The organism is Lysinibacillus sp. G1-3, from assembly GCF_056322905.1.
The window spans coordinates 83,027-95,917 of the sequence record NZ_JBWHYQ010000017.1 but is presented as its reverse complement, the minus strand read 5'-3'; the positions used below and the strand labels follow the sequence as shown (position 1 = coordinate 95,917).

The 12,891-nt window shown below is 35.9% G+C and carries 14 protein-coding genes; 8 read left to right on the top strand and 6 right to left on the bottom strand.

The genetic code is table 11. The features are described 5' to 3' along the window. The first annotated feature begins 90 nt into the window (after window positions 1-90). Window positions 91-1,005 (top strand): helix-turn-helix transcriptional regulator, encoded by a 915-nt coding sequence (locus ACVYAD_RS18350; protein ID WP_476427397.1) that lies wholly within the window; start codon window positions 91-93, stop codon window positions 1,003-1,005. 73 nt (window positions 1,006-1,078) lie between these two features. Next, complete coding sequence (locus ACVYAD_RS18345; RefSeq protein WP_476427396.1) at window positions 1,079-1,822, top strand: effector binding domain-containing protein; 744 nt, start codon at window positions 1,079-1,081, stop codon at window positions 1,820-1,822. Between the two features lie 68 nt (window positions 1,823-1,890). Here the strand turns inward: ACVYAD_RS18345 and ACVYAD_RS18340 are convergent, their stop codons facing one another. From ACVYAD_RS18340 to ACVYAD_RS18320, 5 genes are all read right to left on the bottom strand, one after another. Continuing rightward, entirely contained in the window at window positions 1,891-2,799 is a 909-nt protein-coding gene (locus ACVYAD_RS18340; RefSeq protein ID WP_476427395.1) for a cation diffusion facilitator family transporter, read from the bottom strand. A gap of 289 nt (window positions 2,800-3,088) precedes the next feature. Continuing rightward, window positions 3,089-4,426 carry a hemolysin family protein gene (locus ACVYAD_RS18335; protein ID WP_349662137.1) on the bottom strand — a complete coding sequence of 446 codons (1,338 nt, stop codon included), beginning with the start codon at window positions 4,424-4,426 and terminating at the stop codon, window positions 3,089-3,091. Window positions 4,427-5,043: 617 nt separating this feature from the next. Then, window positions 5,044-5,208, bottom strand: coding sequence for a hypothetical protein (locus ACVYAD_RS18330; protein ID WP_476427394.1), 165 nt, complete (start codon window positions 5,206-5,208; stop codon window positions 5,044-5,046). Between the two features lie 223 nt (window positions 5,209-5,431). Continuing rightward, window positions 5,432-5,866 carry a hypothetical protein gene (locus tag ACVYAD_RS18325; RefSeq protein ID WP_476427393.1) on the bottom strand — a complete coding sequence of 145 codons (435 nt, stop codon included), beginning with the start codon at window positions 5,864-5,866 and terminating at the stop codon, window positions 5,432-5,434. A gap of 149 nt (window positions 5,867-6,015) precedes the next feature. After that, window positions 6,016-6,219: a YheE family protein gene (locus ACVYAD_RS18320; RefSeq protein ID WP_349661977.1), complete on the bottom strand. Its 204-nt coding sequence runs from the start codon at window positions 6,217-6,219 to the stop codon at window positions 6,016-6,018. Between the two features lie 324 nt (window positions 6,220-6,543). Between ACVYAD_RS18320 and ACVYAD_RS18315 the strand changes: the two genes are divergently transcribed. The 3 genes from ACVYAD_RS18315 to ACVYAD_RS18305 all read left to right on the top strand — a co-directional run bounded on the left by ACVYAD_RS18315 (window position 6,544) and on the right by ACVYAD_RS18305 (window position 8,849). Then, entirely contained in the window at window positions 6,544-7,686 is a 1,143-nt protein-coding gene (locus ACVYAD_RS18315) for a DUF445 domain-containing protein (RefSeq protein WP_197140499.1), read from the top strand. Between the two features lie 17 nt (window positions 7,687-7,703). Then, window positions 7,704-8,048, top strand: coding sequence for a YlbF family regulator (locus ACVYAD_RS18310; RefSeq protein WP_349661975.1), 345 nt, complete (start codon window positions 7,704-7,706; stop codon window positions 8,046-8,048). Window positions 8,049-8,186: 138 nt separating this feature from the next. After that, the gene (locus ACVYAD_RS18305; RefSeq protein ID WP_349661974.1) at window positions 8,187-8,849 is read left to right on the top strand and encodes a ribonuclease H family protein; all 663 of its coding nucleotides are present in this window, start codon (window positions 8,187-8,189) and stop codon (window positions 8,847-8,849) included. 104 nt (window positions 8,850-8,953) lie between these two features. Here the strand turns inward: ACVYAD_RS18305 and ACVYAD_RS18300 are convergent, their stop codons facing one another. Then, entirely contained in the window at window positions 8,954-10,030 is a 1,077-nt protein-coding gene (locus ACVYAD_RS18300; RefSeq protein WP_476427392.1) for a hypothetical protein, read from the bottom strand. Window positions 10,031-10,273: 243 nt separating this feature from the next. Here ACVYAD_RS18300 and ACVYAD_RS18295 point away from each other — a divergent pair, with 243 nt between their 5' ends. From ACVYAD_RS18295 to ACVYAD_RS18285, 3 genes are all read left to right on the top strand, one after another. Further along, on the top strand, window positions 10,274-11,194 hold the full coding sequence (locus ACVYAD_RS18295; RefSeq protein ID WP_476427391.1) for a stalk domain-containing protein: 921 nt from the start codon (window positions 10,274-10,276) through the stop codon (window positions 11,192-11,194). Between the two features lie 172 nt (window positions 11,195-11,366). Further along, window positions 11,367-11,630, top strand: a complete 264-nt coding sequence (locus ACVYAD_RS18290) for a hypothetical protein (RefSeq protein WP_476427390.1) — start codon at window positions 11,367-11,369, stop codon at window positions 11,628-11,630. 104 nt (window positions 11,631-11,734) lie between these two features. Next, on the top strand, window positions 11,735-12,772 hold the full coding sequence (locus tag ACVYAD_RS18285; RefSeq protein WP_476427389.1) for an LCP family protein: 1,038 nt from the start codon (window positions 11,735-11,737) through the stop codon (window positions 12,770-12,772). Window positions 12,773-12,891 lie beyond the last annotated feature (119 nt).

Below are 12,891 nucleotides of genomic sequence, written 5' to 3'. Positions count from 1 at the left end.
ATATTGTAAATATAATTGAATAAGGATTTGGAAGTTAAACGATGTAATTAGCAATGAGGGAAATAGGGTTTAGAGTAAAGGAGTACAAGTATGAAATTAGAGCGGCTTTTAACGATGACGATGATTTTAATAAATCGTAAAAAGGTGACAGCCCAGGAGCTTGCCGATTTATTTAATGTGTCAGTGCGTACTATTTATCGAGATATTGAAACATTGAGCTGTGCAGGGGTTCCTGTTATTAGCCAGCAAGGTGTTCATGGTGGAATTAGTTTGATCGATGGCTATCGTGTTGATAAGCAAGTGTTGACGAAGGAGGAGCTTACATCACTTTCTATTGCCATTAAAAGTGCACTAACAACATACGAGGATTCACATGCCGAAGCAGTACTTGAAAAATTAACAGGTGTTGCGGATGAGGAAGTAAAACAATCGATTGATCAACTATTTATTGACCTTAGTCCTTGGGGACCAAATGTTATTTTCAAGGAACAAATTACTTTATTAAAGAAAGCAATTGAACGCGAGCATTGTGTAAGCTTTACGTATTCTACTACACATGGTCATATAACAAAGCGGTTATTAGAGCCGCATACTATAGTACAAAAGGGAAAAGTTTGGTATGTTTATGGCTATTGCACATTGAGAGAAGATTTTCGCTTATTTAAAATTTCAAGAATGAAGGATATACAAGAAGAGATGACGACTTTCCGGCGCAGGGAAGTCAACTTATCTGAACTCCCATGGGATAAAGAGTGGCACCATCCTCAAAATGTAGTAAACCTTACGTTATCTTTCGATTGTGCCATAACGACATTAGTAGAAGAATCATTTGGCGCTGAGCATGTAGATAGTGAAAGTTCTACTATCAACATTGCATTGCCTGAGGATGAATGGCTATACGGATTTCTTCTTAGCTTTGGCCATCGCCTAAAAGTTTTAGAACCACCTCATATACGTGAAATTGTATTAATGCGAGCAAAAGAAATTGTGGCGTTGTATAAATAAAATGAATTGATGACATACAGTTGTCAGGTTTCCTTTGTTATAGTCATTACAAACAGGACGAAGGGTGGATGTAATGATGCAAAGTTATTGTCAAAGCTGTGGAATGCCATTAGTGGATGAGGCATTATTTGGTACGGAAAAAGAAGGAAATAAAAGTGAGGACTATTGCACTTATTGTTATGAAGTAGGAGAGTTCAAACAGTCAAATTTAACAGTTGAAGAAATGATCGAAATTTGTGTCCCACATTTAAAGGAAGATGGTATGGCGGAAGAGGATGCACGCCAAATGTTGACGTCATTTTTACCAAGCTTAAAGAGATGGAGAAAGCATGATCTACAAGAACCAGTTGTGATGAATAAAAAATCATTTCAAATTGTAGGAATTTCAGCGCGAACAAGCAATGCAAATGAAATTACCGCTCAAGCAAAAATCCCACAATTATGGTCGGATTTTTATCAGCAAAATGTTGTAGGGCAGGTAGCTAATGCAGTAAATCAAGTAACGTACGGCTTGTATTCTGATTATGAAACGGATGTTAACGGAGAATATTCCATTACACTTGGGCTGGAAGTAGTTGCTGCCGACGAAATTCCTGAAGGTATGGTTGTAAAAACAGTGCCAGCTGCTAAATACTTAGTTTTCACTTCTGATAAAGGCCCATTTGAAGAAGTTGTCGTAAAAGCATGGCAGGATGTCTGGGCTTGGTTTGCAAGCTCAGATATAGAGCGAACATACACAGGTGACTTTGAAATGTACGATGAACGATGTGCCAATCCTAAAGAAGCTCAGGTCGATATTTATATTGCCATTAAATAATATATACAAATTAAACCTCCTATCAATGATAAATAGGAGGTTTCTTTGTTTATATAGTCTCCAACCAATCAATTGGTAGGAGACTTGTCGTCATTTGCTAGAGGATTTACTTCTATTTCAGGCTCAATATGCACGAGTACCTGACAGAAGGGATTTTCAGAAGTAACGGTTTTTTCAATCTCTTCTGTGATTCGATGACTTTCAAAGACATTTAAGTAAGGATCAACAGTCACTGTTACGTCTATAAAATACATATTGCCGTGAGCCCGACCCTTAAAGTCCAAGAGCTCGATTACTCCGTCAACATTACGAATTAAAACGGATAATGTTTCAACTTCTTCAACATCAAAGGCATCTGTGAGGCTTTGAACTGCCTCCCAAAAGATTTCTACAGCTGTTTTAATAATAAGAAGTGCGACGAGTAGAGCTGTTATTGTATCGATAATGGGGAAGCCAAAAATAGCGCCAAAAATCCCAATTGCTGTACCGATACTAACAAGGGCATCTGAGCGATTATCATAGGCTGCAGCCTTAACAGCAGCGCTTTTTATTTTTTTGGATAGTGCCAAATTATAGCGATACACGATATACATCACAACTGCACTGCCGATTGCCACAAAGGCTGTTAATAATGATGGTTCTGTGCCAGTTGGCTCCCATAGACTTTTTAGCGAATTGATGAGTACTTGTAAGCCAACAATTAGCATAATAAACGAAGCAACAAGTGAAGCAACGGTTTCAGCACGTAAATGTCCGTATTGGTGATTAGAGTCAGGTGGCATTTGAGCAATCCGTAATCCAATTAATACCGCAATGGATGCGATAATATCAGTGGTATTGTTAAGTCCATCTGCTTTTAGTGCTTCTGATGTTCCGATGTAGCCAATCGTCAGTTTTAAAGCGCTTAATATTAGATACGTACCAATAGATAACCAGGCACCTTTTTCCCCTTGACGTAAATTTGTATAGAGCTCCATTTTGTTTCCTCCTAGCAAAACTTTATGGCATTATAAAACGACTCCCTTCTCGTGTAAGGGAGTCGTTTTTTGCGTAAATATTTATTTTACTTCAGTAGAAGCTCTTGCCATTATAGGCTGTGAGCAAAATATTAGTTTTATACTTGATTAAACAATCACGACATCAATCATACCACTGCAATTAACCTCTTTCAGCGGTTGTCCAAACATCCGCTGAAAGAGTGGAATTCAGGTTTTGTGTATGTACAAAGCCGAATCCAATGCGATTATGCCAATGCGTAATTGATTTTTAGTCATTTACTTCACCGTTGTCATTTGATAAATCACGTTCAGGTAATTTCAGAACTTCTAAGTATAAAATGTGGTGACCATCTAATTCTTTTGCGATAAATTCATAACCTTGTTCTTCAATACTGTCTCCTTCGACCGCATCAAAGCGTTTCGTCATGAACCAACCACCGATTGTATCAATATCATCATCTTCTATGTCAGTACCTAGCATATCATTAACACTTTCAACTAGCATCTTCGCATCTAAAATAAAGTGATTTTCTGCAATTTCCTGAACCTCTGGAATTTCATCTTCATCGAACTCATCTTGAATGTCGCCGACAATTTCCTCAATAATATCCTCAATCGTAACTAGACCAGATGTTCCGCCATATTCATCCATTAAAATGGCCATATGAATGCGTTCACGCTGTATTTTTAGTAATAATTCGTTAATTTGCGTTGTTTCCATTACGCGAATAATTGGCTGCATATAGTCAATCACTGGTTTATCGCCATTTGCTGGGTCTTTAATGTAGGCGGTTAATAAGTGCTTCATATTGACTAAGCCGATAATATGGTCTTTGTCACCATCGATAATTGGGTAACGGGTATATTGCTCAACGCCCATTAAATCGAAAACTTCTCTAATCGTAAGTTCTTTTTCAATGCCGACGATTTCAGTACGTGGGACCATGATTTCTTTTGCAAGACGATCAGAGAACTCAAAAATACTATTTACATATTCATATTCTGAAGTATTAATTTCTCCACCTTTTAAACTATCCGACAAAATCATACGTAACTCTTCTTCCGTATGGGCCACTTCTGATTCTGACATCATTTTCAAGCCGAAAAGGCCAGTTAAGCCACGTGCAGATCCGTTTAAAAGCTTAATGATTGGATACGTAATATTGTGGAATAATACTAATGGGCCAGCAAGGTTTAATGTTACAAATTCTGCTTTTTGGATGGCAAGTGTTTTTGGCGCCAATTCCCCTATTACTACATGCATAAACGTTACAATTGAGAATGCAAGTATAAATGAAAGGACAGTAGTAATACTTTCACTCAAATTTAGAAATTCAAACACTGGATTCAAGATAATTTTAAATGTAGGTTCACCAAGCCAACCTAGACCTAAAGCAGTGATCGTTATACCTAATTGACATGCAGATAAGTATTCATCTAAATCTGAAACTACACGTTTTGCATTTTTTGCTTTTTTATTGCCTTCTGCAAGCAATTGATCAATACGCGTAGTCCTTACTTTAACGATTGCAAATTCTGTTGCAACGAAAAATCCTGTCATTATTATTAGTAGGGCAAATGCCACCAACCTTATGGTTATTTCCATTATGTCTCCGTCCAAATAATTCCTTTGTTCCCGCCCGAATGAGGGAAGGAAGCAAAGTGTACACCTCCTATGATTTAAAAAATTGTTGAATGATTTAATCATAAAATATTTACATGCAAAACACAAATATTGACAACAACTTTTTTTAGTTAATTTTCTCATGATATATAAAAAATATATAATTTCAAACACCAAAAGATTGAAAATAAAAATTTGTTATGCTAACTTTAAATGTAGCAAAGAAGATAGTTTGTTTAGAGAAAGAAGCATTTACATCTCATATAAAACGACACGTCAAAAATCTCAAGAGTGCATACTTGCGGATTTTTTTAAATGAATTATTTTTAATAGCAACAAAAACGGAGCCATCTCATGCAAATGAGGTGGCTTCTTTGTATTGTAGAAAAATAAAATAGTCAAGGAAATCTATGTGGATGTTAATGCGAAATAGACTTATAAAAGTGACGAGGTTGTACATTTGTTGTTGCCACCGCTACGATAGCACTGCACTTTCGCATAATAAAACATTATCGTTGCTTCGTTTTATCATTATAAACTAGAGTGCCATGTGTGGAAATACATGCTTAGTAAAGAGGTTGATTGGAGTGGAGGTGGGGCTACTCCTTGGGGATCACAATCGAGGAACGAAGTCTAATAGCATCACATCCTGTGATAACGCCTTCGTGACCAACATCGTGCTGTTGCTGTCGCTGCGCTTTCGCACAAACAAAACCAAAACCTGCTGCCGCTACGTTGCACTCACGCTTTCGCGCAAAAGACATCTGTTGGCCCGAGACCCTGCAGCGTAGCGGGTGTTTTCTGTGCGAAAGCGAAGCGACAGCAACACCAAAAGCGGCTCATCGGACGCCCCCAGGAAAGCGCCCAGTCGGAACGAAAATCCACCCCTTGCTTTGCCGGAGAGCAATACTCTGACAGCTAAATGTCAAAATAGTTTTCAACAAAAAAAGGAGCCATTTTCGTATGTGATGGCTCCTTCTTCATTATTTAATTATTGTTGAAAGCGTAATTCAAGCACGCTTTTTCCACATCGTGTAGCGTTTCTTTTGCTGGTATTTCACCTAGGTAAAGTGAAATTGTAACAGGTGCTTTTTCTGCTATACCTTGTTTTGTCAAAATATAATTATTGCCCTTATATGTTAAAAACATATTTTTTACAGGTCTTTTTCCGAAAGTACTAGCAGAAGAATTGAAAAATCCTTTTAATTGACTACAGTATTCCGTGTAGAAATCACTTTTAAAGCCAGTCAGAGCTTCGAATTTTTTACTATCAATAACTTCAGCCTCATTCGCTAACTCGAAAATTTTAGCTGAAAATTCGGAAAAAACTTCTTTTACTTTTGCACGAATTAATGGTTTTGAATTATAACTGTTTATGTCATCAGAAAGAGTGACTTTACTCATAGAAATAGCCTCCTGCATAAAATCCCTTTAATACATGATAACATAAATGTATAAGAAGGATAAGGGAATTTCAACATATTTAAACAATTATAAGATAATAGCAGTGCTAGAAATAGTGAAAAATAGGTATATTTATACAGTGTGGGTGTTGAAAAGTATTACTTTTATTAGTCGTAAACATGGTACAACATGAGCTCATGAATCATTTTTTTTACTTCTTCTTCGTTAGGAGGGATAGAGCCATTCCATTGTATAACGCCATCTTTTAAGTACTCCGCTGAATAACGTTCGCGTTGATAAAAGAACGAAATGGACCAACCTGGAAGCTGAGAATTTTCAAATAAAGGCTTAAAGCTAAAATGCTGAATCATAACCAAACCCCATTTCTTATATATGTAGTTAATATTATTCAAGGATAGTGGTAATTTTGCAACTCCAAATGTCCTTCTTATCGTAATGAGCTGATAAAAGGATTTGTTTGTTAATAGTTTGCTCCTATGTACGTCCATTTTTAACTGATTGAAGCTCCTAGCGGAAATCAGTATCTGCAAATTAATGAAGAAGGGTAAAAATAGTGAATCATCATACTTTAATAGGGGGTATTTCTTTCGTAGAAAATCATTGCTCTGCTATAATGAGTGCAGCAGGCGACAAAAAACGCCAATAGTGAATACAATTGAAATGAGAGGATACTAATGGATAATTTTCTAGTGACATTAATATTTATGGCAGTCATTGGAGCTGCAATTGGTGGTGTAACGAATCACTTAGCCATCAAAATGCTTTTTCGACCACACAACGCTATATATATTAAAAATTGGCGCGTACCTTTTACTCCAGGCCTTATTCCAAAACGACGTGACGAATTAGCGAAGCAACTTGGGCTAACGGTTGTAAATTATTTATTAACACCTGAAACTTTTAGAAAGAAATTTTTCTCAAAGGATATTCAGGAAAAGGTAGAACAGTTTGTACAAACAAAAGTAGAAGAAACGATTTTTACAAATGATAAAACAATTCAGGATTGGCTATCATTAGCTGGATTTTCCAATATGCCAGCAACAATTGAACAGAAGGTAGAAGCAATTGTTGAGGGACAATTTGAATCAGTTAAGAATACACTATCTACGAAATCAATTCGTACACTCTTATCAGCAGACATTCAACAAACGATTGATGCAAAGATACCAGTAGCGGTTGATCATATTTTAGAAAAGGGTGAGGATTATTTTTTATCACCCGAGGGCGAACTGACAATTAAGGCGATGATTGATGATTTCTTATCGTCAAAAGGATCACTTGGTGGAATGATTAATATGTTTTTAGGTGATTCTTCATCGCTAGTGGCAAAGGTTCAGCGTGAGCTTGTGAAATTTTTACAGGCGCCAGGAACTTCAACATTACTAACGAAAATTTTTACGCAGGAATTGGAGAAATTAAAAGATCGCCCAGCAATGGATTTCTTACAAGATATTCGCTTTGAAGCTATATTATCGAAATTACAAACTTACGTAAAAGAACAATTAGCAATTGAAGAACGCTTGAATTATCCTATTTCGCATTACTGGCCAGAAGGGAATTCGTGGATGAAGGAAACAGTAATTCCCCAAGTTATTGAAAAAGCTTTTGTAAAAGCTGAAGACAAATTAGAAGATGTATTAAAGCGCTTAAATTTACAAGAAGTAGTACGTGAGCAGGTTGATTCTTTCCCTGTGGAGAAATTAGAGGAGCTTGTACTAGGTATTTCAAAGCGTGAGTTTAAAATGATTACAGTACTTGGTGCAGTTCTTGGTGGATTGATTGGGATTGTGCAAGGATTAATTGTTTACTTTATTTAAAAAGGAGAATTATGTTGATGATTAATATTTACAATGAAATTAATTCGTTAGAGGTAGCTTTTCGTAAAACACCTGAATTTGAAGCTTTGGAAGCAGCAGTGAAAGTTGTTAAGGAAGATGAAGAGGCATTAAATCTATTCAAAAATTTCCGTAAAGTTCAAATTGACCTACAGAAAAAGCAATTAAATGGTGAAGATATTCTTGAAGATGAACTTGTTTATGCACAGAAAGCTGCACAGCTTGCACAGCAAAATACAAAAATTACCGCAATGCTTCAGGCAGAAATGAATTTAAGTAAGATCATCGAAGAGGTAAACCGAATTTTAATAAAACCTATTCAAACATTGTATGAAGAATTTTAACAGCCAAGTTAAGAGTCCTGAAAAAGCGTAGGCATAAAAATACTATTAGTTGCACATATAACAAGTAAGAAGAAAACGTGTTTCCGCAAGTCGGAGCACGTTTTCAATTTATGGCTCACTATCATTGGAGGTTATACTATGCATGTCATCATTGAATGGACTTATAAAGCGAAAAAGGGTGCGGAAACTGTTTTGCGTTCAGAAGAAATGCCAGCAGCTCAAGCATTACTACTTGCAGAGGACATGGAGCGAACAGGGAGAGTAAAATCGCTGCATTGTATCGATCGACAGGATACAAGTTGGTCTTTAAAAGAACTCAAGGCATATTTAAAGGAAATTGACACTGAGCCACACAATATTACAGTTTATTTTGATGGTGGTTTTGATCGTGCAACATATCAATCGGGGCTGGGCTGTGTGATTTATTATGAACAAAATGGCAAGCCATATCGATTAAGACAAAATTCTTTTTCGTCCGAGCTTAAATCTAACAATGAAGCAGAATATGCAGCGCTTTATTTAGGGTTAGTTGAACTTGAGCTATTGAACGTTCACCATTTGCCTGTTTGTTTCACTGGTGATTCCCAAGTAGTGATCAATCAATTGAGTGGGGAATGGCCAGCGCTAGAAAAGAATTTATCTAGCTGGGCAGATAAAATCGATGCAAAGCTAGAGGAGCTTAGTATTCAGCCAGAGTACAAGCTGATAGCACGTAAAGAAAATTCTGAAGCCGACCGCCTTGCAACTCAAGCGTTAAACGGTATCGATATTACAGGATTAAAGGAAATTGTAAAGGAGTAAATATTAGAAACTCCAAAAGAGAACCACCAGTATTTTGAAATGCAAACTCAATTGTTAGATGGTGTGTCTAACAATTGGGCGCAGTTCAGTGACAAGGTGGTTTTTTAATAATCTAAAGCATTAATCCCCAATGCAAGATTAGTTAGCTCAGCGTTATTTTGATCATGATTAAATTCAGCTTGGAAATAAACATTATCAAATTCAAAATTTGCATAATATACGATATCATCAGGATCTCCATACCTCTCATAGGAAGAAATTTGAATAGCTTGGCCTATGGCTTCCTCTAACGATTCTTTTGTAACATTTTTGAAATTTGAAAGATAATAATGACTAACAGGTATCTCATCCTCAGCTAGACAGAAAAAGTAATTATCATAAAAAGAACAAAGACCCCCCTCGTAATAATCCTCCCCTTTCGGCAAGCCGGCTTTCCCCTTAGCGATCGGATATGTATCACCAAAAATAATATCAGTTTTAAAGAAATCATGATTTAATAATTTTAGCAGTTTTGAATTATGAATGAGTGGCAACCCAGAATATAAGTTTGTTGTACTATTTTCACTAGTTATAGCATGGTCACGAAGTGTAAAACGCTCTGAAGAATCTCCTGTTTGAATAGTAAAAGTATTTTTAGAGGTATCTACTTTTAACTCACTACCCTCATAGAGCCTATAGGATTGACCGCTAATAATGTTACTACCAACGTCTGCTACTTTAAGTAAATGAAGAACTTCTAAATTGCCTGAAGCACCAGCTTCAAAATGGGTTATTAATGCAATATCTTTTTTGTCTTCGTCCTTGAAGATACCTTTAAAACGGAAATCTCCATGAATTGTCGTTTCATATTGTTGAGAATTCCGTTGTTCCCAAGCTTCACTGTTCTTATTATAATGACCGATTATATAACCGTATTTAGTACCGTTATAACTAATAAAGAGTTCTGGTACTTCATCCCCTTCAAAGTCAATCATTTCTACAAAAACTTCTTCACTTGGGATCGTTAAATTTTTGTACCATGTACTATCTAAAGCCTGTTGCTTCCACTCTTCTGTCGTGTAAGGTAATTTGTCATTCTTTGTTAACTCGTTAGAAACATCAGGTTCTTTTGATGGTTGATCCTCACAAGCAAATAACAAACAACTTAGAAACAATAGTGGAATTATCCGTTTTTTCAACATAGTATCTCCTTACTTCCATAAAATTAGTAGTTTCATCACCAAAAGTTGGGGACGAAATTTGTTAAAAGGGAACAGAAATCAACACTACGCTTTGGCGATAGGCCAATTATTCCATTCTTTATTGCTAATTATAATAGATATTGACTAAAAAAACGGTTATTATCATAAATTCTCCATTTTTAATGAAACTTTTTCCATACTAAAACGACTACTACTATGAACCTAATAATAAGGAGAGATTTTATGAACATGAAAAAAATTGCACCGGTAGCAATGACAGCATTATTATTTGGAAGTGTAGTAATACCAGTCGCTTCAGCAAATGAAAATCAGGCAGACGCACAACAACAAGTAGGACAAATCCAAATTGATCCTGTACACATATTCAACAATACCTATGGAACGGTTGAAAAAGTGAATTCAAGTGAAAATATTACATACTTCACAGTACAAGATGGTGACCAAACAAACATTTTAGAAATCTCAAAGGATACACTTGTTTTCGATAATACAGGTAAAAAAGTAGAACTTAAAAAAGGGGATAAAATAGTAGCTTATACATTTGCGAACAAGCCACAAAAATTAATTTATCCACCACAATTCAATCCTGATGTTGTCATTGTTGAAACTGAGGAAGCAGGATTTGCTGAAGTTGATTACTTCTTTGAAAACTTAACGAATACTTATGATATGTTGCAGTTAACCATTGGTGAAAACACAGAGCTTATCAATTCAAAGGGAGAGAAAGTTGCAGCTAAAGACTTAATAGAGAAGAATTTAGTAGTTTTCTATACAGCTTCAACAAAAAGTATCCCAGCTCAGACAACACCTTCGAAAGTAATTGTTCTTGATGACGAGTCTGAAAATCCAACAGAAAATACTGTAGAAGCGGAAATAGCACAAATTATCGCGAAAGATTACTATGAAGTCGATGGAACAAAGATGGTTCCGTTGCGTTTGATTGCCGAAAAGCTTGGCTATAAAGTAGAGTCAACAAGTAAAGGCGCAATTGTATCAAAAGGTAATCTATCTTACACAATTACTCTTGGAGAAAAAATGTTTGGTTATAACAAAGCGTTACGCCCGCTTAATGCAGCACCTGCTTTTCTAGAAGCATATAAAACATATGTACCAGTTGAATTTGTAGAGGAATATTTAAAATAATTTAGAGACCCATATTAAGGTGCCACCTTTGTATGGGTTTTTTGCGCCTTAAAATGCTAAATTCACTCTCTTAGTTGTTATTTTAAAGGCTCATCACCAAAAGTTATGGATGACATTTGTTAAAACATATCCCATGTATATAAGTTGATTGGAGTGGAGTCTGGGCGACTCCTTGGGGATCAGCGATAGAGGAACGAAGGCTAAAAGCATCACATCCTGTGATAACGCCTTCGTGACCAACATCGTGCTGTTGCTGTCGCTGCGCTTTCGCACAATCAAAACCCTCTGCTGTCGCTACATTAGCACTTCGCTTTCGCGCAAAAAACATCTGTTGGCCCGAGACCCTGGAGCGAAGCGGCTCATCGGACGCCCCAAGGAAAGCGCCCAGCGTAACGGAAATCAACCACACGTTTTGGTGATGATCCATTTTAAATAAAAATTTGATTATATTCCCAAACATAATCATTGTAGGAAACTTGTGAGAGCATTTATCGTCTTAATCAATGAAGAGGGTGACTTTAACAGAAGAGAGGATTTTGTGTGGAAAGAAAATTAAGAAGGTCTAAAAAAGCGAAACCTAAAAATAAAATAATAAAAATAACTTTAATAGTAATCGTAATTTTACTATTAACCGTAACTAGTTATGGAGCTTATGCGTTTGTTAAATTTAAAAATGCCTATGATAGTTCAAAGGTCGATTTAAAAAGAGATGGAAATAAATCAGAGCTAAGGGAAGAGGATGTTTCATTTAAAAAAGATCCTATCTCCATTTTTTTATTAGGTGTTGAAGATTACTCTAGTGAAGCGGAGAATGGTCGAGCAGATACTCAAATGGTCATTACTTTGGACCCGGATACATCTGAAATTAACTTAATTACAGTGCCTCGGGATGCAAGAGTTAACATAGAAAATGCAGGGGAATATACAGGTGTACATAAAATCAATGCCGCGTATAATTATGGATCGATTACAGGCTATGGTGCAATTAAGCTTCAATTAGAGACAGTTGAAAAATTCCTGAATATACCGATAGATAACTTTATTGCGGTAAACTTTGATGGCTTTAGAGATATTGTCAATGCTTTAGGTGGAGTAACAGTAGATGTAAAAGAGGATTTTTGGGAAGATAATATTTACGATAAAAAACGGATAGACTTTCATAAAGGAGAGTCGCATTTAAACGGGGAAGAGGCACTTGCATTTGTAAGAATGAGATACAGACCTATAAATGCTTCATACTCTCGTGAAGAAAGACAAAGACAATTTTTGACTGCAACAATTGATCAAGCGAAATCTACGAATACAATATTTAAAATTGGTCAAATTGCAGATATTTTAGGAGAAAACGTAGAAACAGATTTAAACCCTAAAGAGATCTACGCACTTCAAAAGCAATATTTGAATGCTAAAAACATATCTACGAAAACGATAGAAATAAAAGGCGAAGATCAGTATATCGACAAAGTATCTTATTTTATTCCTGATATGGAAAGCTTGGAGAAAGTAAGCATGGAATTAAGAAGAATTCTTAAACTAAAAGAAGAACGTTTCAAAACAAACGCGGCTATTGAAAGATAAAAGATAAGAATCCATTTTGATAAATTTTTCAAAATGGATTTTTTATATTAATAAACGGAATGTTCTGTTATTAATTGCAACTTTGCTTAACGTGATAAAAATTTGTTAAACTATTGGTG

Bases quoted from the DNA above. Each gene is read 5' to 3' on its own strand.
- ACVYAD_RS18350 (WP_476427397.1), top strand. From the start codon at position 91: ATGAAATTAGAGCGGCTTTTAACGATGACGATGATTTTAATAAATCGT.
- ACVYAD_RS18345 (WP_476427396.1), top strand. From the start codon at position 1,079: ATGATGCAAAGTTATTGTCAAAGCTGTGGAATGCCATTAGTGGATGAG.
- ACVYAD_RS18340 (WP_476427395.1), bottom strand. From the start codon at position 2,799: ATGGAGCTCTATACAAATTTACGTCAAGGGGAAAAAGGTGCCTGGTTA.
- ACVYAD_RS18335 (WP_349662137.1), bottom strand. From the start codon at position 4,426: ATGGAAATAACCATAAGGTTGGTGGCATTTGCCCTACTAATAATAATG.
- ACVYAD_RS18330 (WP_476427394.1), bottom strand. From the start codon at position 5,208: ATGTCTTTTGCGCGAAAGCGTGAGTGCAACGTAGCGGCAGCAGGTTTT.
- ACVYAD_RS18325 (WP_476427393.1), bottom strand. From the start codon at position 5,866: ATGCAGGAGGCTATTTCTATGAGTAAAGTCACTCTTTCTGATGACATA.
- ACVYAD_RS18320 (WP_349661977.1), bottom strand. From the start codon at position 6,219: ATGATTCAGCATTTTAGCTTTAAGCCTTTATTTGAAAATTCTCAGCTT.
- ACVYAD_RS18315 (WP_197140499.1), top strand. From the start codon at position 6,544: ATGGATAATTTTCTAGTGACATTAATATTTATGGCAGTCATTGGAGCT.
- ACVYAD_RS18310 (WP_349661975.1), top strand. From the start codon at position 7,704: ATGATTAATATTTACAATGAAATTAATTCGTTAGAGGTAGCTTTTCGT.
- ACVYAD_RS18305 (WP_349661974.1), top strand. From the start codon at position 8,187: ATGCATGTCATCATTGAATGGACTTATAAAGCGAAAAAGGGTGCGGAA.
- ACVYAD_RS18300 (WP_476427392.1), bottom strand. From the start codon at position 10,030: ATGTTGAAAAAACGGATAATTCCACTATTGTTTCTAAGTTGTTTGTTA.
- ACVYAD_RS18295 (WP_476427391.1), top strand. From the start codon at position 10,274: ATGAACATGAAAAAAATTGCACCGGTAGCAATGACAGCATTATTATTT.